Source organism: Pedobacter nototheniae (assembly GCF_004335085.1).
Classification (GTDB): Bacteria; Bacteroidota; Bacteroidia; order Sphingobacteriales; family Sphingobacteriaceae; genus Pedobacter; species Pedobacter nototheniae.
The window spans coordinates 35,008-56,782 of sequence record NZ_RQRS01000005.1; the positions used below are offsets into that span (position 1 = coordinate 35,008).

General features: G+C 33.2%; 24 protein-coding genes and 1 tRNA gene. 10 read left to right on the top strand and 15 right to left on the bottom strand.

Features of this window, described 5'->3' with window-relative positions:
- Nucleotides 1-146 precede the first annotated feature (146 nt).
- From dprA to EHC72_RS06110, 6 genes are all read right to left on the bottom strand, one after another.
- The gene (gene dprA / locus EHC72_RS06085; protein ID WP_131536789.1) at nucleotides 147-1,235 is read right to left on the bottom strand and encodes a DNA-processing protein DprA; all 1,089 of its coding nucleotides are present in this window, start codon (nucleotides 1,233-1,235) and stop codon (nucleotides 147-149) included.
- A gap of 57 nt (nucleotides 1,236-1,292) precedes the next feature.
- Nucleotides 1,293-1,559 (bottom strand): hypothetical protein, encoded by a 267-nt coding sequence (locus EHC72_RS06090; RefSeq protein WP_131536790.1) that lies wholly within the window; start codon nucleotides 1,557-1,559, stop codon nucleotides 1,293-1,295.
- 145 nt (nucleotides 1,560-1,704) lie between these two features.
- A complete protein-coding gene (locus EHC72_RS06095; protein ID WP_131536791.1) occupies nucleotides 1,705-3,198 on the bottom strand; it encodes a S41 family peptidase in 1,494 nt (497 codons plus the stop codon).
- 2 nt (nucleotides 3,199-3,200) lie between these two features.
- Nucleotides 3,201-3,809, bottom strand: a complete 609-nt coding sequence (locus tag EHC72_RS06100; protein WP_131536792.1) for an HAD family hydrolase — start codon at nucleotides 3,807-3,809, stop codon at nucleotides 3,201-3,203.
- 2 nt (nucleotides 3,810-3,811) lie between these two features.
- Nucleotides 3,812-4,291 carry an ATP-grasp domain-containing protein gene (locus EHC72_RS06105; RefSeq protein ID WP_131536793.1) on the bottom strand — a complete coding sequence of 160 codons (480 nt, stop codon included), beginning with the start codon at nucleotides 4,289-4,291 and terminating at the stop codon, nucleotides 3,812-3,814.
- A gap of 78 nt (nucleotides 4,292-4,369) precedes the next feature.
- Nucleotides 4,370-5,020, bottom strand: a complete 651-nt coding sequence (locus EHC72_RS06110) for an ABC transporter ATP-binding protein (RefSeq protein WP_131536794.1) — start codon at nucleotides 5,018-5,020, stop codon at nucleotides 4,370-4,372.
- 121 nt (nucleotides 5,021-5,141) lie between these two features.
- On the opposite strand from EHC72_RS06110, the gene EHC72_RS06115 reads away from it, so the two are divergent.
- The 7 genes from EHC72_RS06115 to sucC all read left to right on the top strand — a co-directional run bounded on the left by EHC72_RS06115 (nucleotide 5,142) and on the right by sucC (nucleotide 10,650).
- Nucleotides 5,142-5,777: a hypothetical protein gene (locus EHC72_RS06115; RefSeq protein WP_131536795.1), complete on the top strand. Its 636-nt coding sequence runs from the start codon at nucleotides 5,142-5,144 to the stop codon at nucleotides 5,775-5,777.
- A 1-nt stretch (nucleotide 5,778) separates the two neighbouring features.
- The gene (locus tag EHC72_RS06120) at nucleotides 5,779-6,075 is read left to right on the top strand and encodes a winged helix-turn-helix domain-containing protein (RefSeq protein ID WP_131536796.1); all 297 of its coding nucleotides are present in this window, start codon (nucleotides 5,779-5,781) and stop codon (nucleotides 6,073-6,075) included.
- Between the two features lie 47 nt (nucleotides 6,076-6,122).
- Nucleotides 6,123-6,443, top strand: coding sequence for a hypothetical protein (locus tag EHC72_RS06125; RefSeq protein ID WP_131536797.1), 321 nt, complete (start codon nucleotides 6,123-6,125; stop codon nucleotides 6,441-6,443).
- A 2-nt stretch (nucleotides 6,444-6,445) separates the two neighbouring features.
- Nucleotides 6,446-8,014: a DUF4153 domain-containing protein gene (locus tag EHC72_RS06130; protein WP_131536798.1), complete on the top strand. Its 1,569-nt coding sequence runs from the start codon at nucleotides 6,446-6,448 to the stop codon at nucleotides 8,012-8,014.
- A 125-nt stretch (nucleotides 8,015-8,139) separates the two neighbouring features.
- Nucleotides 8,140-8,907, top strand: a complete 768-nt coding sequence (locus EHC72_RS06135; protein WP_131536799.1) for a ferritin-like domain-containing protein — start codon at nucleotides 8,140-8,142, stop codon at nucleotides 8,905-8,907.
- A gap of 68 nt (nucleotides 8,908-8,975) precedes the next feature.
- On the top strand, nucleotides 8,976-9,284 hold the full coding sequence (locus EHC72_RS06140) for a hypothetical protein (protein ID WP_131536800.1): 309 nt from the start codon (nucleotides 8,976-8,978) through the stop codon (nucleotides 9,282-9,284).
- Nucleotides 9,285-9,450: 166 nt separating this feature from the next.
- Nucleotides 9,451-10,650: an ADP-forming succinate--CoA ligase subunit beta gene (sucC, locus tag EHC72_RS06145; RefSeq protein ID WP_131536801.1), complete on the top strand. Its 1,200-nt coding sequence runs from the start codon at nucleotides 9,451-9,453 to the stop codon at nucleotides 10,648-10,650.
- Nucleotides 10,651-11,100: 450 nt separating this feature from the next.
- Here sucC and EHC72_RS06150 read toward each other — a convergent pair whose 3' ends face one another.
- Together EHC72_RS06150 and EHC72_RS06155 are read right to left on the bottom strand one after the other, a co-directional pair.
- Entirely contained in the window at nucleotides 11,101-11,310 is a 210-nt protein-coding gene (locus EHC72_RS06150) for a helix-turn-helix domain-containing protein (RefSeq protein WP_131536802.1), read from the bottom strand.
- Between the two features lie 51 nt (nucleotides 11,311-11,361).
- Nucleotides 11,362-12,009 carry a DUF2975 domain-containing protein gene (locus EHC72_RS06155; protein WP_131536803.1) on the bottom strand — a complete coding sequence of 216 codons (648 nt, stop codon included), beginning with the start codon at nucleotides 12,007-12,009 and terminating at the stop codon, nucleotides 11,362-11,364.
- Between the two features lie 433 nt (nucleotides 12,010-12,442).
- On the opposite strand from EHC72_RS06155, the gene EHC72_RS06160 reads away from it, so the two are divergent.
- The 3 genes from EHC72_RS06160 to EHC72_RS06170 all read left to right on the top strand — a co-directional run bounded on the left by EHC72_RS06160 (nucleotide 12,443) and on the right by EHC72_RS06170 (nucleotide 15,921).
- The gene (locus EHC72_RS06160; RefSeq protein ID WP_010601359.1) at nucleotides 12,443-13,303 is read left to right on the top strand and encodes a sigma-70 family RNA polymerase sigma factor; all 861 of its coding nucleotides are present in this window, start codon (nucleotides 12,443-12,445) and stop codon (nucleotides 13,301-13,303) included.
- A gap of 100 nt (nucleotides 13,304-13,403) precedes the next feature.
- Entirely contained in the window at nucleotides 13,404-14,852 is a 1,449-nt protein-coding gene (locus EHC72_RS06165) for a glyceraldehyde-3-phosphate dehydrogenase (protein ID WP_131536804.1), read from the top strand.
- A 397-nt stretch (nucleotides 14,853-15,249) separates the two neighbouring features.
- A complete protein-coding gene (locus EHC72_RS06170) occupies nucleotides 15,250-15,921 on the top strand; it encodes an ATP-binding cassette domain-containing protein (protein ID WP_131536805.1) in 672 nt (223 codons plus the stop codon).
- Between the two features lie 91 nt (nucleotides 15,922-16,012).
- On the opposite strand, the gene EHC72_RS06175 is transcribed toward EHC72_RS06170, so the two are convergent.
- The 7 genes from EHC72_RS06175 to EHC72_RS06205 form a co-directional block, all read right to left on the bottom strand.
- Entirely contained in the window at nucleotides 16,013-16,876 is an 864-nt protein-coding gene (locus tag EHC72_RS06175) for an AMP nucleosidase (RefSeq protein ID WP_170311714.1), read from the bottom strand.
- A gap of 183 nt (nucleotides 16,877-17,059) precedes the next feature.
- Nucleotides 17,060-18,298, bottom strand: coding sequence for an ATP-dependent Clp protease ATP-binding subunit ClpX (gene clpX / locus EHC72_RS06180; protein WP_131536806.1), 1,239 nt, complete (start codon nucleotides 18,296-18,298; stop codon nucleotides 17,060-17,062).
- Nucleotides 18,282-18,989, bottom strand: coding sequence for an ATP-dependent Clp endopeptidase proteolytic subunit ClpP (gene clpP / locus EHC72_RS06185; protein WP_131536807.1), 708 nt, complete (start codon nucleotides 18,987-18,989; stop codon nucleotides 18,282-18,284). Before clpP ends, clpX begins: the two co-directional genes overlap by 17 nt.
- 295 nt (nucleotides 18,990-19,284) lie before the next feature.
- Nucleotides 19,285-19,503 (bottom strand): four helix bundle protein, encoded by a 219-nt coding sequence (locus EHC72_RS23270; protein ID WP_211660285.1) that lies wholly within the window; start codon nucleotides 19,501-19,503, stop codon nucleotides 19,285-19,287.
- A gap of 75 nt (nucleotides 19,504-19,578) precedes the next feature.
- Nucleotides 19,579-20,925, bottom strand: a complete 1,347-nt coding sequence (gene tig / locus EHC72_RS06195) for a trigger factor (RefSeq protein ID WP_131536808.1) — start codon at nucleotides 20,923-20,925, stop codon at nucleotides 19,579-19,581.
- A gap of 173 nt (nucleotides 20,926-21,098) precedes the next feature.
- Nucleotides 21,099-21,180 (bottom strand) — tRNA-Leu (locus EHC72_RS06200).
- A 270-nt stretch (nucleotides 21,181-21,450) separates the two neighbouring features.
- On the bottom strand, nucleotides 21,451-21,753 hold the full coding sequence (locus EHC72_RS06205; protein WP_131536809.1) for a hypothetical protein: 303 nt from the start codon (nucleotides 21,751-21,753) through the stop codon (nucleotides 21,451-21,453).
- Nucleotides 21,754-21,775: the final 22 nt, after the last annotated feature.

The following is a 21,775-nucleotide window of genomic DNA, read 5'->3' on the forward strand; positions in this document are numbered from 1 at the left end:
ATTAAGCAATGACATTAAGTATTTTATAAATTAATATATAATTAAAATATAATTTCGAAATTTTAATTTAATAAAAATTAAATTCTTTAATCTATTATTATGATAGGCATTATAGATTGATTATTGGGCAAATCCAATTATTACATTTACGCAATTTTGTAAATTTTGCCTGGTAATGAAACGATTATACCTTGCATCTCCAAAGTTAGTACAACAATTGCTAGCTTACTTTGCTGTATATTTAATTCAATTGCAAGTTCATCTATCGCTTTCTGTCCTTTCAACAAAATATCAACAACTTTTTGTTCATTGGCTGTTAAATCCAAGTGCAGGGATATTTGAGGTTTTTTGGTTACTACTTGCTCGTCCCAACCTAAATAATAAATTAAATCTTTGGCATTATTAATTAATCCTGCTCTATTAGTCTTAATCAAAAAATTGCATCCTTCAGAAAAAGCATCATTTGTACGCCCAGGAAATGCATAAACATCCCTATTATAAGAATTTGCGATTTCTGCGGTAATGAGCGCTCCACCTTTTTTTGAAGCTTCAACAATAACAGTTACATCAGATATGCCCGCAATGATGCGGTTTCTTTGTGGAAAATTTTGACGGTCAGGGTTGGTTAATATTGGAAACTCTGTAAGCAAACCACCATTTAGCACCATATTTTGGGCAATACTTTTATGCAATTTTGGATATAAGCGATCTAATCCATGACCTAAAACACCAATAGTTTGCACATTATTGCTAATACATTCCTTGTGCACTGCAATATCAATTCCATAAGCAAGGCCACTAACCACCAATGCATTGTAAGGTTCTAAAACTTCTACTAGTTGCTGGCACAATGCTTTACCATAAGGCGTAGCATTCCTAGTGCCTACCACACTAACTATCCGTTGCTGATTTAAATTGGCATTTCCTTTAAAATACAAAAGAATTGGCGAATCAAAACAGTTTTTAAGCCGTTTGGGATAGTTTTCATCAGAAAAGAACAAAACTTCGATCCCATGTTTCTGAACAAAGTCGAGTTCTTCTTCTGCCCTCTTTAAAGCATTTGTTCCTAAAATTGCTTCAACTGTTTTTTCCCCTATTCCTGGTATTTTCAACAGCTGTTTTTCAGTTGCTGAAAATACATTTTCGGCGTTGCCACAATAGGCCAGCAAGTTTTTAGCCGTAGCTTGCCCAACGCCTTTAATAAAGGTTAATGCAATTTTATGGAGCGTACTCATTAATTTTTAAGTTAAGGTAAATAAATGCTTGGGATGATTTATTGCCTTACTGGCCACTTAAAAATCGATATCTATTAAGCTTTTGAGCGGAATATGAATATTATTTTTTAATTGGATATATTTTTCTGAAACTGCCCAAACGGTGGTATCAACGCGTTTTGGACCAATTGTAGTGTTAAAGGTTATAACGGCTTTACCTTTAAACTCATTACCTAATCTTTCTACTGTTGCTAATTTTTCTTTAATTTCTTCTGAATGATCTTCTTTAGCACTTATAATGTTTAAATAACTGATGTGTTCTTTCTCTATTAATTCTACTGGCATGGTGTCTCTTTAACGATTAATGTTAAACAAGCTTATCAAATTTTAATAAGTTATACAACTTTTAAACGTTTTAAATTGTAAAATTTATACAACAAAAAATGCCCGGATTTTTGTTTTAACCGGGCATTTATCTGTTATTAATAATTTACTTTTTAAGAGTAGGCGTTCTCATTTCTACCATTCCTTTAAATTCATGATCTGATAACTCAACACGGTTTACTTGGGTATCTGATACCCCAGAAGTGCTTCCTAACTTATTAGTTTGAGCAAGTGAGAAATTACCGTAATTACTGTAATAAAGTGCCTGTGATAATAAACTTTCGCTGGTATCCCCAAAGTCTGCAGCCATATCATCAGTAACGGTTTTATCAACAGCCATTCCATTAAAATAATCGCCGAAATTAACGGAATTTTTGGTTTGAAACTGTGGAATATATAAATCACTTTTATTAATTCGGATAGAGAAAAACCCTACAGGCTTACCGTACGTGTTACTTCCAATTAGTTTAACATCCATTACTGGTTTTAAATTGTTAATCAACAATTCACTTGCAGAGGCTGTATTATTGGTAACCAGAAAATAAACTCTTGTCAAGTTATTTACAGTTCCACGCTTTTTAAAAACCTCTTGATTTCCTGCTGCCTGAGTTGGTTTATAAGAATTATCAAACATAGAATACAGTGTACCTTGATAATAGAATTTTTGGTTTTCTAAAATGGTAGCCTTCCCATCCTGCATGGTTTGATTAAAATACGTGGTATACATTACCTTTCCATTCTGTGATGGTGGAGCGATAAAATTGGTAAAAGCATCCGCAGTAGATACAGAACCTCCTCCATTATAACGTAAATCAACAATTAATTCAGTAATTCCATCTGCCGCAAAAGCTTTAAAAGCTGCATCAAGCTTAGGTAGTGCATTTGTTGTAAAACTGTTAAAAACAATGTAACCTATCTTTTTCGAGCCTACAGTATATGTTTTTGTAAACAATACTGGATTAATAACATAGTTTTCACGCGTTATAGTTACATCAAATGCATTGCCATCCATGGGTACAAGTGTTAATGAAACAGTAGGATTTGACCCAAAAATAGCACCATTCAAAAAATCAAGATTAGCCTTGCCTCTTGTAACATTTGGACTTCCATTCACTTTTGAAATTCTATATCCTCTTTTTACATTTTGCTTATCAGCCGGCGATCCTGGATAAACATACTTGATTCTTAAAACATCATTATTATCAAAGTTTGCAGAAAAGCCATAATCTCCACTAACACCGCTCAATTGTGTTGCAATAGTACCATCATCAATAAATGAATACTTATCCTTGTTACCATTACTTTTTAAAGCACGAATTGCAGCTACAACATTTTCATTAGAACTATATTGGCGAGGGTTAAAATCATCATACGATGGCATCCCAACATTCCAAAAATAAGTTTGCTTAGCATAAAGAAAGATAGAATCTCTTGTTAAAAGGTTTCTATCCTTTGTTGGCGTTTGAAGATTATTGGTTTCTGGAATTGTCGGAGTATTTTCTTCTGGCTGACTACTATTTTTCTTACATGATGAAGTAAAACCCAGAACGACAACTAAAGCGCACAAACAAATCCTTTGTGCAATAGATTTTCTAAACATATTTACCTGTAAATTTCTTGTGACACAATATACGGCAAATTAATTAATTTAGATTGTTGTGCATCCAAATTATTTGTACCAACAACTAACACTTCATTTTCGGTTAAATTGTTGCTAGCCAATATGCTTCCAAATATTTGAGATTTCGGTAAATTTAGTTCATCAGCGAAAAAAACGGTTAAATATTGCTCTAATCCATTCCATTCCGTTTGTTTAATTTTATTAAGTTGCTCTTCAGGGTTTCCGCTTGTAACGATAAAAATTTTCTTCCTTTCTATTACAAGTTCCTGCAAAAACTCAAGCATATTTTTATACAAAAGTAGCTTTAATGGTAATCTGGCATTTTGATGGAGTAAATCAAAATTATTTCGGTAGGTTTTATCGAGATCGAATTTTACAGCAGCCTTTTCAAAAATTCCAATCTCACCTTCATTCTCATAAGTTAAACGCATAAACTCAATAATTTCCTGCGCATTTTTCTGCTCGGTATATTCTATAAATTGAGCAAAAAGATAATAAACCTGAAGCAAATAATCTTTTGCTGGAAAAAGTACGTCATCCAGTTCAAATATTACAATTTTCTTGTCTTCAGCATATTGATATCCATCCATATCTATATTGTAAAAAGTTTAAAATTTGTAGTGTCGTCATTAAAACCAAATATTCCGTTCAAATCCACCTCAATATTATCAGGCATTATCTTATTGGTTGTAAAAATTAACTCTCCATGAATAAAAACGGCGAAATCGTTGTATTTCACAGCATCTGTATTAATATAATCACCAACTTTTTCTAAAGAAGGTAACAGTACTTGAATACCATATTCATTAAATAAAACCGCCGATTTTGCCAATGGCTCAATTTCATAATCGTGCAGTGGAATAATAGAATCTATTGATTCAGTGATGCAAAAATTTAATAAAATATGTGCGATGCTATCTTTATTAACCGCACCCAATGATGCAAATCCATAGTTTTCAGTAAGTATTCCTGGCACATCTCCATAATCTGCAAGTAGCACAAAATGACCAGGAAAAGCTTTTAATAGTTTTAATGTTTTAGCGTTATTACCGCCCGTGATAAGTATTTTCAAAGTATTTGAATCTATTTTTAATTTTGAATGAGTGAATGTTTTGATGCTCATTCATTAACTCTATAATTATTAAATTTACTAAACAATTAATCCATCTTTCATGCTCACCACACGATCGCTTGTTTTTGCCAAGTGTTCATTATGGGTTACAATAACGAAAGTTTGCTTAAAATTATCTCTTAAACTTACAAATAGCTGATGTAGAGCAGCGGCATTTTCAGAATCTAAATTACCCGAGGGTTCATCTGCCAAAACAATTGAAGGTTTGTTTATTAATGCTCTGGCAATGGCTACACGCTGTTGCTCGCCACCAGAAAGTTGATTCGGTTTGTGATCTGCACGATCTTTTAAGCCAAATAAATCTAAAAGCTCTAATGCCCTTAACTCAGCCTGCTTCTTATTTGTTTTAGCTATAAACGCTGGAATACAAATATTTTCCACCGCACTAAACTCTGGCAATAAATGATGAAATTGAAAAACAAAACCTATATTTTGGTTGCGAAAGTTGCTAAGCGAATTACCATTTAAGGTACTAATAGTTGTTCCTTTAAGCTCTACTACACCTTTATCTGGCTTATCTAAAGTGCCCAATATATGTAGTAATGTACTTTTACCTGCACCTGATGGCCCAATTATGCTCACAATTTCCCCCTCTTCTACTTCAAAATTTACCCCCTTCAAAATGGATAAATCTCCATATGATTTTCTTATTCCTGTGGCTTTTAGCATGGCTCAAATTTACTAAAAAAGCTTAAAGACGAAAGCTCAGAACATAATTGAAATATTTGTTAAAATAAAGTTTGGAGTTTTCAATTTCTTATTTAACTTTGAAAAACAAAGCACTTTTAAAATGAGCAATACAGAAGAACAATTAAATGCGTTAAAGGATATCAGACAGATGATGGATCGCTCCTCTCGTTTTATATCTTTAAGTGGTTTATCAGGCGTTTTTGCAGGTGCAATTGCACTTATTGGAGCTTATTTTGCTAATGATGAAATTGATAAATTTATAAATAAACGCGGCTATGCTTACGGGGTAACTGGCGAAATAGATTTAGAATTTAATTTGGTTAAACTAGGTTTAATTGTTTTAATTGTGGCATTGGCGGGTGGTATTTTGTTTACTTATAGAAAAAGTCAAAGAAATAATTTACCCATGTGGGATAAAACTTCTAAAGCTCTTCTAGCAAATTTAGCCATTCCTTTGGTGGCAGGAGGCTTATTTATCATCGCTTTGCTCATTAACCACCCAAATACTTATAGTATTATTGCTCCATCTTGTTTAATATTTTATGGTTTAGCCTTAATTAATGCAAGCAAATATACTTACAGCGATATTCGATATTTAGGCTTATGCGAAGTTATTTTAGGCACAATATGCATGTTTTACGTAGGTTACGGGCTATTTTTTTGGGCTATTGGTTTCGGCGTTCTGCACATTATTTACGGACTTTTAATGTATTTTAAATACGAAAGAGGTAACTAAGATGAAGAACCCAATAGCAGATCTAAATAAAATATTCGACAGCAGAATAAGGCTGGGTGTAATGTCTATGCTAATTGTTAATAATGATATTTCTTTCAATGATTTAAAGCAAATGCTTGAATTAACCGATGGAAACCTGGCCTCGCACCTCAATACTTTGGAACAAGCAGAGTTTATTAAAGTGCATAAGGGGTTTATCGGGCGCAAAACCAGTACTACCTATTCTATTACCGAATTGGGTAAACAGGCTTTTAAATCACATTTGGATGCACTTGAAAAAATGATAAAAAAATTATAGTCTATTTTTTTTAATTATTCACTTTGAAAAACAAAGCACTTTTAAAAATGAAAAACAACAACGATCCCGTAATTATTTACATGAGCAAACAGGTTTCTATTTATTCTGCCGGAATTGGCACTTTAATTCTTCTTTGCTTCCTAATTAGCCGAGCGGATGGTTTAATGTTTCTTGGACTTACGTACATTTTTTTCGCCTTAATTATTAATTCAGTATTCTTTTTAATACTTCTCTTCGAGTGCTTCAGGAGCAAAGAATATTGGAGAAAAATTGTTGCCACCATGCTTTTCATGCTTTGTAACATTCCTTTAAGCCTTTTATACTGCTTCTTAGCACTTACCATAAACTCTAATTTCAATAACCTATAACAATGAAAACTAAATCCAACTACCTCCTCCTTGCTGCTTTGTTTGGCGGAGTTTTATTCAACCTTTTATTCTGGACGCAAAGATTAGCGCTTAATCTTTTAATCTACAGCGTATTTATTTTAATCATCACCTATTTTAATAAAGAGGTAAATCATGGCACCAAGTATAAAATTTATGGTTTAGCTCACTTAATTGCAGCTATATTGGTTGTAATTAACAATTCTGATTTAACCATTGTTACCTACTACATTAGCATGCTTTTATTGGTTGGGTTTAGTCATTACCCAAAAATAAGAACTGTTTATACAAGTATTTTAGCCACATTAATACAAATTATAACTGTTCCATTTAGCTTTTTAAACAAATTATCATTCGTTCAAATTGGCAGATTTAAATTGATGCCCATCCTTAGACCAATTAAATACATTATCCTGCCTGTAATTATTGTTGCAATTTTTGCTGGCATATATAGTGCTGCTAATGATGTATTTGCAAATTATTTGGAACTATTTTTAACTCACATTTCAAACTTTCTTTACAATACTTTCAGCTTTATTTTTAAAGATATTAGCTTACCGAGATTATTCCACACCGTATTCGGGATTATTTTAACCGGTGGTTTATTAATTACTTTTTATAACAAAAGACTTGAAAATGCCGAAAGCAAATGCAAGGAGCAACTTTTAAGAATTAGAAGTCGCTTTAAAAAGTCAAGTGTATGGATGGAATTAATTCAAACCTTTAGCGGCAATATAACTACGCGTAAAACTGCGTTAAAAACAGAATATATTATTGGTGTTATTTCTTTTGTAGGGCTTAATTTACTTCTGCTAAGTCTAAATTTAATTGATATTACCACACTTTGGTTTGGCTATAAACCATCAGGCAATTTTTCTTCTGATTTACATCAAGGCACAAACGCTTTAATTTTCAGTATTGTAATGGCAATGGCAGTGATTCTATACTTTTTCAGGGCTAATCTTAATTTTTATAGCAAAAGCAAAACCCTAAAATTACTGGCTTATACGTGGATGGTTCAAAACATGATTCTTATTATTTCGGTTTTCATCCGCGATGCTTATTATATCGAATTTTATGGCTTAACACATAAAAGAATTGGTGTTTTAGTTTTCGCTATCTTATGCATTATTGGCTTAACTACGGTTTATTTAAAAGTTGCAAAACAAAGAACGCTATTCTATCTATTTAAGGTTAATGGTAATATTTGGTTTATATTATTATTGGCTTTCAGCACCATAAACTGGGATGTTTTAATTGTGAAATACAATTTTTCGAAGGCAGATCAAATTGCTATTGATCCTGACTATATGCTTTCTTTATCAGAAAAAACGCTTCCAATTTTAGATCAAAACCGGAAAAAACTGATAGTGTTTCCTTCTTTCATCCCAAAAGGGGAAGTAATTGTACGCTCAACAGACGATCAGATTTTAACCCGCCTTGATAACAAAATTGGTTATTTCACTGATCGTTATCAAAAAACAACCTGGTTATCATGGAATTTACAGGATTGGAATACAGCCGAATATTTTGGCTTGAATAAACTTAAATGAAAAAGTATCATAAAATATTAATTATGGTATTGGCACTTTTTGCCTTGCTATGGTTTGTGCTTAATCAATTAATACATTCTATTTTCAACCTTACACTAAACGAGCCACACATAAAATAAGATGTTATGAAAATACATAGCTCAATTTACTGGAAAAATTATTTCACCAGCAACTCTAAAAATAAAAGAGTGGATTGGTCATTAAATCCAAACCTAACAGATGTTGAAAGAAAGAACATTTTAAAATCTTTACAGGCCTGGCAACTCGGAGAAACATCTGAAGGCGAGCACCTGTTGCACGCCTCAAAAAAATATGCTGCTACAATTGGTGATAATGAATATCCAAATGCAGTAAAGCTTTTTATTAAGGAAGAACAAAAACATGGTAATAACCTGGGGCAATACCTTGATTTAATTAAAGAACCCAGGATAAAAAAGGATTGGGGCGATACACTTTTCAGAAAAATTAGATATTATAATACAAATATGGAGTTATGGACCATTGCAGTAATTACAGTAGAAAGTGCGGCACAAATATTTTATCAGGCACTTAAAGATGCTACAAACTGTACCTTACTGAAACAGATTTGCACAGACATTTTAATTGATGAAGCCGCCCATATTACTTTTCAGAAAGAACGGTTATATATCATTTTCAATAATAAAACTGCATTTTCCAAATGGCTTGCTTACTATGCCTATTCTTTCTTTTACATCTGTACGAGTATTGTAGTATGGTTCGGACATAAAAAATTATTTAAAGCTGGTAAACTCAATTTCTTTCGATATTTAAATAAAATGATATTTAAACTTAAAAAAGTTGCAGGAAAATCAGTTCTATACAAATCAAATGAACTCGAAAATAGATTAAATGAACTTCCACAAACCATTTAATTCAGCTTATTTTTAATTAACCTCTCGCTTTTGCTACACTATTTAATTACTTAAAATATTTAAATATCATGGAAAATCAAAAAACAACAAGTCACTCTAAACAAAGAATTACCATCATTTCAATCATAATTGCATTAATTTTAACCATTCCTATGGTTGCAATGCTATTTACCAGCGAAGTAAACTGGACTTTAACTGATTTTGTAGCTGCAAGTATATTACTGTTAAGTGCAGGCTTAGCTATAGAATTAGCGATTAGATATGCTAAAACACCTACTTTAAGAGCCATATTATTGGTTATTATTTTATTAACACTATTTTTAGTTTGGGCAGAGCTAGCCGTTGGTATCTTCGGAACTCCATTCGCAGGAAGTTAATTAAACTTTCGGTCAGTCATATTTTCCTTATTTATGAGCAAGATTTACACCATAAGTGGTATCCAAATTCCAGATTAACACAAAACATTCATTTTCTTAAAAAAAGGACTGCTTGCTATTTGTTTAAAGGCTTTAGAATTGTAGCTTTGGGCAAATTTTGTAGCAAATGAATATTCACGAATACCAGGGTAAACAAATATTAAAAAGTTTCGGTGTTAACGTTCAAGAAGGAATTGTTGCCGACACTCCAGAGCAAGCTGTAGAGGCTGCAAAGCAATTGAAAATTGATTACAATTCTGATTGGGTTGTAATTAAAGCGCAGATCCACGCTGGTGGTCGCGGTAAAGGTGGTGGTGTTAAATTAGCCAAAAACCTTGAAGAAGTTAAACAACGCGCAACCGATATTATTGGTATGCAGCTAGTTACTCCTCAAACCGGACCAGAAGGTAAATTAGTGAACAAAGTTTTGGTGGCTCAGGATGTTTACTATCCAGGTGCTTCAGAAACTAAAGAATTCTATATCTCTGTATTGTTAGATCGTGCTAAAGGTCGTAACATTATTATGTACAGTACAGAAGGTGGTATGGATATCGAAGAAGTTGCTGAACATACTCCACACTTAATTTTCAAAGAAGAAATTGATCCTAAAGTTGGTTTACAAGGTTTCCAAGCTCGTAAAATTGCTTTTAACTTAGGTGTAAGTGGAAATGCTTTTAAAGAGATGGTTAAATTTGTAACCGCTTTATATAAAGCTTACGAAGCTACCGATTCTTCCATGTTTGAAATCAATCCTGTATTAAAAACATCTGATGATAAAGTAATTGCTGTTGATGCTAAAGTTAATTTAGACGAAAACGGTTTATTCCGCCATCCTGATTATGCAGCAATGCGTGATGTTACTGAAGAAGATCCAATGGAAGTTGAAGCAAGCGCTTCTAACCTAAACTTTGTTAACCTTGATGGTAACGTAGGTTGTATGGTTAACGGTGCTGGTTTAGCAATGGCAACTATGGATATTATTAAATTAGCCGGTGGTGAGCCTGCAAACTTCCTTGACGTTGGTGGAACTGCAAATGCACAAACTGTTAAAGCAGCTTTCAACATTATCTTAAAAGATCCAAATGTTAAAGCTATTTTAATTAACATTTTTGGTGGTATTGTTCGTTGTGATCGTGTTGCTCAAGGTGTAATTGATGCTTATAAAGAAATCGGTAACATTCCGGTTCCAATTATTTGCCGTTTACAAGGTACAAACGCCGAAGAAGCTAAAAAACTAATTGATGAATCTGGACTTAAAGTTTACTCAGCAATTGCTTTAAAAGAAGCAGCTGATTTAGTAACTAAAGTTTTAGAAGAACAAGCATAGTCTGAAGCTTAAGGCAAAAAGACTAAAGCTTAAAGTATATATCATATTGAAAACCTTTCAGTGAAAACTGAAAGGTTTTTTTTATATTCGGTTTAGGTGCACTAAGTTTGCTTAGGTGGTCAATATTTTTTTTCGAAAATGGACGGTTCTGTTTTAATAGCAAGTGCAGTCCTGCTATCGTTTCAAGTCCTCACTCATACCTCGTTCCGGGCTTTTCTCTTTATCAGGTTTATTTACCTTGGGTTTGTGGTTCTTGGCTTTAATCTATTCTGCAAGGTTTTTATAATACACAGCAGGTTTGCGTTAGGGATTGTAAGGGTTCAGTACCAATCCTTCATTGGTACCGAAACGAAGTGCAGCCCTGAAAAGCCCGCCCCTTGTGCAGCTTCGGTAACGCCAATATAATCAGATCATTTACGGACAATAATGAGAATTAAAAATTCTGATAGTCTATTTTTCTACCCGAAATTCTAGTATATCACCGGGTTGACATTCTAAAACCGCACAAATTGATTCAAGTGTTTCCAAACGAATGGCTTTTGCCTTCCCAGTTTTAAGAATAGATAAATTAGACATCGTAATCCCTACCCGCTCACTAAGTTCTGTAAGGGACATTTTTCGACGTGCAAGCATCACATCTAAATTTATAATTATTGGCATTATGGAGTTGTAAAGTTATAAATGTTTATCATTAGGAGCCAACTTCAGCAATTATATCGTTAAATCATTCTCTTGTTTTAATTGCAATCCTTTTTTAAATACAAATGCTATTGTAAGTAATGTTATGCCTAAAATTATTGGCCAGGTATCTAAATTAAGATCAGCAACAACACGATATGGCTGATTTATAAAAATTGCTTCACTAATCTTTATTCCTACAAAATCATAAGCCAGAATTATAACAGGAAGAATTAGGGCGTACCAACCCATTTTAGATAATCGCTTAATATTTTCTTCACTAAAAACATTACCTTCTTGTACGGAACTTATAAAAACATACAAAAAGACTAAAATTCGCAAACCTAAAAACGCTATCATAAGAACTAAACATCCTTTTAAAAAAGAAAGATAACCATTTGTTGCACCAGCCTTTTTAGCATGCACAGTCACAGTTGCAAAATATTTGGGCTTAAAAATAAGCGTATCGCCTGTGTTCGTGTTTATAGCATTAATTTTCAGAGCATCTTTTGGCTCAAGCAATACATCACTCGCATAGGTAATGGAACCAGATTGATCGGCATCGTTCCAGCCATCCATAAAGCCTTGCTTACCTCCATTAAAAAAACCAAATGCAACAATGATTATGATAATAGCGATGTATGCAATTTTTATAAATTTAATTTGATTCTTAATTTTCATTGTTAGATGATTTTTTATTAATGTAATTGACTCATTAATTCTAAAAAATTAGACATATTTCACATCCAAATTTATGACAGAAATACAGCCTACAAATATTGCCTGATAATTTATACTAGTATTTTTTAATTTACAGGTTAGAAATTCATTAATAGTCATAATTTTCTAATTATTATATCGCAAACATAAAATATTATTTATTATAAATCAAACTATTTTTATTGGTTTACAATAAATAATATATGATAAACAACTAATATGATAGCAATCACATAAAATATGACACGAAACTATTTGGAATGATTTTTGTTGTAAGTAAAACTGTAAAAAAAGTATGCAAACGGTAACATTTTCAGCATTTTATCCTTTCGGATTGCTAATACATTTCGTAACTTTGCAAACTCAATAATTTAAGAGCACACAAAAAGCATAAATGAGACAACTCAAAATCACGCAATCTATCACCAATCGCGAAAGTCAATCATTAGACAAATATTTGCATGAGATTGGAAAGGTAGATTTAATAACAGCAGAAGAAGAAGTAATTTTAGCAAGAAAGATTCGTGAAGGTGATCAGGCAGCATTAGAGCGTCTTACCAAAACCAACTTACGTTTCGTGGTTTCTGTTGCAAAACAATATCAAAATCAAGGTTTAACGCTAGGAGATTTGATTAATGAAGGAAACTTAGGTTTGATCAAAGCTGCAAAGCGTTTTGATGAAACTAAAGGTTTTAAATTCATTTCTTATGCTGTTTGGTGGATTCGTCAATCTATTTTGCAAGCAATTGCTGAACAAAGTCGTATTGTTCGTTTACCTTTAAACCAGGTAGGTTCATTAAGCAAAATCAGCAAAGCTTTCTCTAAATTAGAGCAAGAATATGAACGTGAGCCTTCTCCAGAAGAATTAGCAGACATTTTAGAAACAACTGTGGATAAAATCTCTGATACTTTAAGTAACTCTGGTCGCCATGTATCAATGGATGCTCCTTTTGTTCAAGGTGAAGAAAATACATTATTAGATGTATTAGAAAACCATGAACCAAATACAGATAGCTCGTTAATTAACGAATCTTTATCAGAAGAAATTAAGCGTTCTTTATCTACATTAACTGAAAGAGAAAGAGAAATTATCGTTTTATTCTTCGGTTTAGGGTCAAATCATCCTTTATCTTTAGAAGAAATTGGCGAGAAATTTAACCTTACACGTGAGCGTGTTAGACAAATTAAGGATAAAGCACTACAGCGTTTACGCCATACATCAAGAAGTAAAATCCTTAAATCATACTTAGGATAATCAGAATAATATAATTTTAGAAATAAAATAGAAAAAGATCGGGCATACCAGCCGATCTTTTTCTATTTTTGCGGCAATTTCTAACCATATTATTCATTTCATGTTACACAAATACCAGACTGAGTTTCAGAGCTGGATTGACAAAGAGAAGCAAGCTATTGAACTTATCAATATAGTAGGCAAACTTTGGTTCGATCGTTCTATTGAATTACTTCTATTTCGGAAACCTTTATTCGATGTTGGCGGAAGCCAGGTTTTAGCGCATCATCAGTATGCAAAATCCATTAGCGGCAAAGACATTTCTATTTATGAAACGCTTGAGCTGGCCAAAGCAATCCTAAATTCTAACCTTGCTCCTTCTCGGATAGATTTAGGCAGATTAACTGCTGAATGGCTTGATGAGCACAACAAATTCGCTAGTATTAATGATTTTATTATCACTAAACTATCGGCGTACATTGGCAAGGATAAAAAGAATTTAACTCCAAAGGATGTTGTACTTTTTGGATTTGGCAGAATTGGCAGAATTGCGGCCAGAGAATTAGTTACACAAGCAGGTAAAGGCGAGCAGTTACGCTTAAGAGCTATTGTAACCAGAACTTACAGCAATGAAGAGCTGAGCAAAAGAGCTGAGCTTTTGAGAACGGATTCTGTACATGGAACTTTTCCTGGAACCATAACTGAAGATTATGAGAATAAGGCTTTGGTTATTAACGGACAAATGATTTACATGATTGCAGCGCAAAACCCTGAAGATGTTGATTACACCAAATATGGCATAAACTCGGCCTTATTAATTGATAATACAGGGGTTTTTAGGGATCGTGTTGAATTGAGCCGCCATTTAAAAGCAAAAGGAATTAGTCAGGTATTATTAACGGCACCTGCAAAAGGTGATGTACCAAATATTGTGACCGGAATTAATGAAGGTGAATTTAATTTTAAGAAAGAGACTATTTTCTCTAACGCCAGCTGTACTACAAATGCAATTACTCCGGTATTAAAAATTGTAGATAATGCTTTTGGAATCGAAAAAGGTCATATAGAAACTATACATTCCTATACCAACGACCAGAACTTGTTGGATAATTATCATAAAAAATACCGTAGAGGTCGTTCTGCTGCTTTAAACTTAGTAATAACAGAAACTGGTGCTGATAAAGCGGTAGCAAAAGTATTGCCTCACCTGGCGGGAAAATTAACAGGAAATGCGGTTCGTGTACCTACTCCAAACGTTTCTTTGGCGATTTTAAACTTAACATTATCGAAGAAAACCGATAAGGATGGGGTAAATGAATTATTGAAACAAGCTTCCCTCTTTGGCGATTTATCCGAACAAATTGAATTTTCTATTTCTAATGAATTGGTAAGTACCGATCTCATTGGCAATAGTCATTCGTCTATTATAGATGGCCCGGCAACAATTATTTCTAAAGATGGTAAATCTGTTATTTTATATGCTTGGTATGATAATGAGTATGGCTATACCAGACAGGTAATTAGATTAGCCAAAAAGCTGGGAGATGTTGTTAGATTAACTTATTATTAAGATTGCGATTTGTCATATCTGGATATTATAATTCAGGTATGACATTTTTCTTTTTAAACTATATAAAAAAGAGTAAATTCCACCTGAAAATAAGACCAAGCATGGCAAACAGGCTCAGAAAGATTGTACTTTTAGTTTATAAACCAATTATAGCCTGGAATATATTTATAAGTTTACTAGTTGGAATTTTCTTCATAATAGATGGCCTTGGTAAACCCGGAGGATACTTTATGGCAATATTGATGAAACCATTTGGTTGGATATCCTCGGTATGTTTTGAAAAGTTATTTTATAATAAGAATTCATATTTTTTCAAAAATCTAAACATAGCTTCCTACAGGATATACATTAACATTGTTATTTATGACATAGCTTTCTTCATTCTAATAATAACGATATGCATGCTAAACAGGAGTTTTCTATTGACAGTGTTACCAAAAGCTTTAATAAACAAACAGTATTAAACGGCGTTTTTCTAAATTGCAAAACAGGTGAAATATTAGGTTTATTGGGTAGAAACGGATCAGGAAAATCCACTTTATTGAAAGTTATTTTTGGAACGGTTAAGCCTCACTTTAAACATTTGAAATTAAACGATCAAATTATTGATCAAGGCTACACTAGTGGTAAAATTGCTTATTTACCGCAAGATCACTTTATTCCTGGTCATTTAAAAGTTTCAAAAGCAATTGATTTATTTTGCAATTTATATAAAAGTGAACTACTAAATATTAGTCTGGTTTCAAAAAATATTGACTTTAAATTCAATGAATTATCAGGTGGTCAAAGAAGGTTAATGGAATGTTTGCTAATTATTTACAGTGATGCTGATTTTATATTATTAGATGAACCTTTTTCTCAATTATCTCCCTTAATTGTGGAGGAAATTCAAAAGCATATTTTAAAAGCAAAGGAAAGGAAGGGTGTAATTGTAACTGATCATTATTACCGATCAATTTTGAGTATTGCAGACCGTGTAGTGCTTTTACATAACGGCTGCAATTATAATATCAAATCTGATGATGATTTAATTCTGCATGGCTATTTACCTAATGCAATTAATTTTTAATGGTATTCTTAACCACTAAGACACAAAGAACACATTTTGCTTTTTTAAGCATTGTAATCTTAGTGGCTTGTGGTTTATTTGAATGCTATAATTAGAACAATAAATGTTTAACGGTTAATCCGTTATTAATTAATTGTTTTAACGAGTCAATACCAATTCTGAGGTGTTGTTCTACAAATTGAGCAGTAACATTGCTGTCACTTTCAGCAGTTTTCACACCTTCAGGGATCATCGGCTGATCAGAAACTAAAAGTAAAGCACCAGCTGGAATTTTATTTGCAAAAGCTGTAGTAAAAATCGTTGCAGTTTCCATATCAACGGCCATTGCCCTAAGCGTTTTTAAATACTTTTTAAATTCTTTGTCGTGCTCCCAAACCCTACGGTTGGTGGTATAACAAGTTCCTGTCCAATAATCTCTACCATGATCGCGGATGGTTGTAGAAATTGCTTTCTGCAATGCGAAGGCTGGTAATGCAGGTACTTCTGCAGGGAGGTAATCATTTGATGTTCCTTCACCTCTAATAGCTGCAATAGGCAGAATTAGATCACCTAATTGATTTTTCTTTTTCAAGCCACCACATTTACCCAAAAACAATACAGCCTTAGGTTTAATAGCGGTTAATAAATCCATCATCGTTGCTGCAAGCGGGCTACCCATACCAAAGTTGATAATAGTAATACCGTTGGCCGTTACACTCTGCATAGGCTTATCTAAGCCCATAATTGGAGCATTATCATTCCACTCAGAAAACATGCTTACATATTTACTGAAATTGGTTAATAAGATGTAATCACCGAATTCATCTAAAGCTCTACCCGTATAACGAGGCAACCAATTTTTGACAATTTCTTCTTTTGATTTCAATCCTGCTTTTACAGGAGACTCTACTTCTTTAATTTTTTTAGATTTTTCTACAATCTTTTCATCTTTTTTTACGTCTTTTTCTTCGTTCATATATTTTTATTCTTCAAATAATATAAGAAATTTTTATCAAAATAACAAATCTAATTTAACGTTTGCATAAACAATACTTTATAATACCATTAATTTTATACTGTAAATCAAGTTATTGTGTTTAAACTCTTACATTTTAGGTTATACAAAAAATCCTCCCGTTTTGCGGGAGGATTTAATTTTTTAAGCGGCTTGCAACTTTTTAAAGTCGGCCTTTTCAAATTTCTCCATCGCGTAATCGAGGTTGATATGTAGCTGCTTCACATCCTTCTGCGTAGGCGTATCAAACATGGCATCCAACATAATGGCTTCACAAATAGATCTTAATCCACGTGCGCCTAACTTATATTCCATTGCTTTATCAACAATAAAATCTAATACGTCGTTATCAAAAATCAATTCCACATCTTCATAAGCAAATAACTTAACGTACTGCTTAATTAGAGAGTTTTTAGGTGCTGTTAAAATGTTTCTAAGCGTTTCTTTATCTAGTGGATTTAAATGCGAAAGAACTGGAATACGACCAATTAATTCAGGAATTAAACCAAATGATTTAAGATCTTGTGGGGTAATGTATTTATAAAGGTTTTTAAGATCTAAAACGGTTTCATCCTTTTTTACCTTATACCCTACTGCCTGAGTTTTTAAACGATTGGCAATTTTACGTTCGATTCCATCAAAGGCACCTCCGCAAATAAATAAGATATTATTGGTGTTTACTGGAATCATTTTCTGATCAGGATGCTTACGTCCGCCCTGCGGTGGAACATTAACAACCGTGCCTTCTAAAATTTTTAATAAAGCCTGCTGCACGCCTTCTCCTGATACATCTCTGGTAATGGATGGATTATCGCTTTTGCGGGCAACTTTATCTACTTCATCAATATATACAATACCACGTTCTGCTGCTGCAACATCATAATCTGCTGCCTGCAACAATCTGGTTAAAATACTTTCTACATCCTCCCCTACATAGCCGGCTTCAGTTAAAACAGTTGCATCGCATATGCAGAACGGTACGTGTAAAATTTTTGCAATGGTTTTAGCTAAAAGGGTTTTACCTGTTCCTGTTTCACCAACAAGCATAATATTCGATTTTTCAATCTCTATTTCATCTGCATCAACTTTTTGATTCAAACGTTTATAGTGATTATAAACCGCTACCGATAAAACCTTTTTTGCATCGTCCTGGCCAATTACGTACTGATCCAGGTGGGTTTTAATTTCAAGAGGCTTTAATAAGTTAATAGCCTCTTGAATATTTTTAGAACCTTTTGTACCCAATTCTTGCGCAAGCAATTGATTGGCTTGAGTAACACATTTATCGCAGATAAATGCATCCATGCCTTCAATTAGCATCAAAGTTTCATGTTTGCCTGAATGGCAGAATGAGCAACGGGATTCTTTATTTTGTTTCGCCATCTTTTTTTGCGTTTCTCGATAATACTTCATCAACCATACCAAATCCTTTTGCTTCTTCAGCAGTCATCCAGTAATCACGGTCAGAAGCTTTCTCTACCCAGTCGTAAGTTTGACCAGAGTGCTCTGAAATAATATCATATAATTCTTTTTTCAATTTCAACATCTCTCTCAAGTTGATCTCCATATCTGAAGCTACCCCTTGCGCACCTCCTGATGGTTGGTGAATCATTACTCTTGAGTGAGGTAAAGCGGCACGTTTGCCTTTAGCACCAGCAACCAGTAAAACTGCACCCATTGAGGCTGCAATACCTGTACAAATGGTTGCAACATCTGGCTGGATGTATTGCATGGTATCATAAATACCTAAACCTGCGTAAACCGAACCACCTGGTGAGTTGATGTAAATCTGAATGTCTCTATCTGCATCTGTTGATTGTAAAAACAACAATTGAGCCTGAATAATATTAGCATTCTGATCGTAAATAGCATCACCTAAAAAGATAATACGATCCATCATCAACCTTGAGAAAACATCCATTTGAGCTACGTTCAACTGGCGTTCTTCAATAATATATGGTGTCATCGATTGCGGTGACAGGTTTGCTTGCGCAATAAATTTATCTACATGTAAACCGCCAATACCCTGATGTTTAACGGCAAATTTTCTGAATTCTTGTGAATCTATGTTCATAATATGAGTTTTTAGCAGAGGGCATAGAGCTTTTAGTTCCTGTTCCCCATAGTTTCCTGAATAATAAAAAAACCAAAATATAAATAATATTTTAATTATCTATTGGTTTAGACAAAGAGTGTACCATATCGAAATCTATGACAATATAGCACATTAACTACTTCAAACTTTTAGAAAAGCTTGAAATCATTCTTGCTAAAATATCCAAATCTTCTAACAAATCTGCCAAATCCTTGTCAGAAACCAGCAATCTTAAATTTAATACTAAAAGAATATTGGCATTCTCAAAAACAGATCAGTGCGCAAAATTTAAGAACCTTCGAAAATCGGGTGTAGAATTAGAATCCGAACCTTCTGCAATATTATTGGATACGCTAAGAGCAGCTCCTCGAAGCTGCTCTGCGAATCTAAACTTTTTTATTTCTTCTAATTTTTCAGAGATATCAATCAATTTATTACCTACAATTATAGCCCTCTGCCAAATTAGCAAGTCTTGAAATCTAAATTTTGCCATAGGCTAAAATAAGATTTATAATTGATTTACATTAAGGCGTTAAAAGCGCTCTGCTCCATGCCCTATGCGAATTACTTATTTGTTTAAAGCTACAAACTTATCGTAATCAATATCTTTTTGCTCTAATGTTGCAACAGATTTAATGTATTCGAAAGTTTTTAAAGCTTTTACTTCTTCAAAAGTACGGTTAGCATTTTCTTTTTCCTGTAAGAACTGAACAGCATATTGTGCTAATTGATCTTCTGGAAGTGGGCTTGGGCTATACATTCTGAATTGAGCATCTAATTTTGCTTTAGCTGCTTGTACAACATCTTCATATTTAATTTCGATGCTGTTATCTTTAATGATTTTGTTTTCGATTAAAGTCCATTTAAGGTTTTTAGCGAAATCATCGTAACCTTCTGCCAATTCTTCATCTGTTAATTTTTCGTTTGTTGCTTTTAACCAACGGCGTAAAAATTCATCAGGTAATTCAAAGTTATGTTTCTCAATTAATTGAAGGTAGATATCGTTTGATAATTGACGATCTGCATCTTGTTTAAACATGCTTTCTACTTCTTCAGTAATTTTAGTTCTGAAACCAGCCTCATCAGTTACAGTACCTTCGCCAAATAATTTATCAAAAAACTCTTGGTTTAAGTCTGATTCCTCTAAACGGTTAACATTTTTAACAGTTAACTGGAAGTTAGCTTTTAATTCAGCAGCAGCTTCTTCAGCAATGTTTAATGCTTTAGCAATTACTGCGGCATCTTCAAAAGCTTTTTGAATATCGATCGTTACAACATCATCTTTCTTTAAACCAATTAATGATTTAAGGATTTTTTTATCTTTAATTTGATCTAAACGTACAGTTGCAGTGCTGGTAATACCACCTTCTAAAGCAGAACCATCTTCGCCTAATTGAACAAGATCTGTGTATAAAACATCACCATCGGCAGAAACCTCTGGATTTGTCATTTTACCATAGCTACGACGGATATTTTTGATACGGCTTTCTAAAGTTTCTTTATCTGCTTTAACTACATATTCAGTAAATTTATCTTTAGATGAGATATTTACATCGAAAGCTGGAGCTAAACCTAATTCGTAATCAAATTCAAACTCGTCTGTATTATCCCATTTAAATTCTTTTTCATTATCCAACATTGGTAATGGCTGACCTAAAACTTCTAATTTTTGTTCAGCGATATAGTTAGTTAAAGTATCATTTAACAGGTTGTTAATTTCTTCAACCAAAATACTTTTACCATACATTCTTTTAATGTGGGCTGCAGGCACCATACCTTTACGGAAACCAGGTAATTGTGCTTTTTTAGCTTGTTCTTTAATGGCCTTATCTACTTTTTCAGTATAATCTGCAGGTGCGATTTTGATTTTTACAACAGCATTTAAGTTGCCTGTTTTTTCCTGTGTGATATTCATTTTTTAGATTTGAGTATTGAGATGTGATAAGGTTTGAACACTGAGATATGAGATTTGAGACAAATAACGTATTTCATTTCAAAAAACTCCACATCGATTTTCAATTTTTCTTTATCAATGTTATTAAAAAATAAAACCGTTCCGATTATCTCGGAACGGCCTTTACCTTAGTGTGCGGAAGAAGGGACTCGAACCCCCACGCCGTGAAGCGCCAGATCCTAAGTCTGGTGCGGCTACCAATTACGCCACTTCCGCTGTTAGGATTTATTAAGGACTGCAAAGATAGAAACTAGATTGAATTATCAAAAGGGAAACGTAAAAAAAGTTAAATATTTTTTGATCAGAAACGCTAAATAACTCAGAACTAACGAGAAAGATTTTATAAAAAATTGAAGATGAATTACAGTCTTAGCTGTGAATTAGCTCTTTCCTACTTTTCATGGATTAATTAAGCATAAAAAAACCCTTCTTAATTTTCTATAAAATTGAATTTAAGAAGGGTTTGTAATTAGAAAACTTTTTTATTTAGAACTTAACAAGAGTTACTTCGATAAGCTCTGGACCGCCTTCGAGTGGATAACCAGCCACTTTTTTTCCTTTAATGGTTACCGATTTATCTACGTATTGATCCAGTTTTATTGCATCACTTTTTAATGCGTAAGTTTTGTTTTCGGTTTTTAAAAGGTGTGTACCATACTGAAAAGTTGTCATACCTAACTTTTCTATTTTTCCGGTTAGGGTAATAGAACGCCCTGTGGTTGTGCTATTTAAAGAGCTACAGCTAGAAAACACGGCAACAAATAGGGATAATACAAGTATTTTTTTCATAATAATAGAAACGAGATAATTA

Coding starts and splice junctions, on each gene's coding strand:
- EHC72_RS06100 (WP_131536792.1), bottom strand. CDS start 3,809: ATGGATGGATATCAATATGCTGAAGACAAGAAAATTGTAATATTTGAA.
- EHC72_RS06130 (WP_131536798.1), top strand. CDS start 6,446: ATGAAAACTAAATCCAACTACCTCCTCCTTGCTGCTTTGTTTGGCGGA.
- EHC72_RS06170 (WP_131536805.1), top strand. CDS start 15,250: ATGCATGCTAAACAGGAGTTTTCTATTGACAGTGTTACCAAAAGCTTT.
- EHC72_RS06095 (WP_131536791.1), bottom strand. CDS start 3,198: ATGTTTAGAAAATCTATTGCACAAAGGATTTGTTTGTGCGCTTTAGTT.
- EHC72_RS06115 (WP_131536795.1), top strand. CDS start 5,142: ATGAGCAATACAGAAGAACAATTAAATGCGTTAAAGGATATCAGACAG.
- EHC72_RS06110 (WP_131536794.1), bottom strand. CDS start 5,020: ATGCTAAAAGCCACAGGAATAAGAAAATCATATGGAGATTTATCCATT.
- dprA (WP_131536789.1), bottom strand. CDS start 1,235: ATGAGTACGCTCCATAAAATTGCATTAACCTTTATTAAAGGCGTTGGG.
- clpP (WP_131536807.1), bottom strand. CDS start 18,989: ATGAACATAGATTCACAAGAATTCAGAAAATTTGCCGTTAAACATCAG.
- EHC72_RS23270 (WP_211660285.1), bottom strand. CDS start 19,503: ATGGCAAAATTTAGATTTCAAGACTTGCTAATTTGGCAGAGGGCTATA.
- EHC72_RS06175 (WP_170311714.1), bottom strand. CDS start 16,876: ATGAACGAAGAAAAAGACGTAAAAAAAGATGAAAAGATTGTAGAAAAA.
- sucC (WP_131536801.1), top strand. CDS start 9,451: ATGAATATTCACGAATACCAGGGTAAACAAATATTAAAAAGTTTCGGT.
- EHC72_RS06160 (WP_010601359.1), top strand. CDS start 12,443: ATGAGACAACTCAAAATCACGCAATCTATCACCAATCGCGAAAGTCAA.
- tig (WP_131536808.1), bottom strand. CDS start 20,925: ATGAATATCACACAGGAAAAAACAGGCAACTTAAATGCTGTTGTAAAA.
- EHC72_RS06140 (WP_131536800.1), top strand. CDS start 8,976: ATGGAAAATCAAAAAACAACAAGTCACTCTAAACAAAGAATTACCATC.
- EHC72_RS06090 (WP_131536790.1), bottom strand. CDS start 1,559: ATGCCAGTAGAATTAATAGAGAAAGAACACATCAGTTATTTAAACATT.
- EHC72_RS06125 (WP_131536797.1), top strand. CDS start 6,123: ATGAAAAACAACAACGATCCCGTAATTATTTACATGAGCAAACAGGTT.
- EHC72_RS06150 (WP_131536802.1), bottom strand. CDS start 11,310: ATGCCAATAATTATAAATTTAGATGTGATGCTTGCACGTCGAAAAATG.
- EHC72_RS06205 (WP_131536809.1), bottom strand. CDS start 21,753: ATGAAAAAAATACTTGTATTATCCCTATTTGTTGCCGTGTTTTCTAGC.
- EHC72_RS06120 (WP_131536796.1), top strand. CDS start 5,779: ATGAAGAACCCAATAGCAGATCTAAATAAAATATTCGACAGCAGAATA.
- EHC72_RS06155 (WP_131536803.1), bottom strand. CDS start 12,009: ATGAAAATTAAGAATCAAATTAAATTTATAAAAATTGCATACATCGCT.
- EHC72_RS06165 (WP_131536804.1), top strand. CDS start 13,404: ATGTTACACAAATACCAGACTGAGTTTCAGAGCTGGATTGACAAAGAG.
- EHC72_RS06135 (WP_131536799.1), top strand. CDS start 8,140: ATGAAAATACATAGCTCAATTTACTGGAAAAATTATTTCACCAGCAAC.
- clpX (WP_131536806.1), bottom strand. CDS start 18,298: ATGGCGAAACAAAATAAAGAATCCCGTTGCTCATTCTGCCATTCAGGC.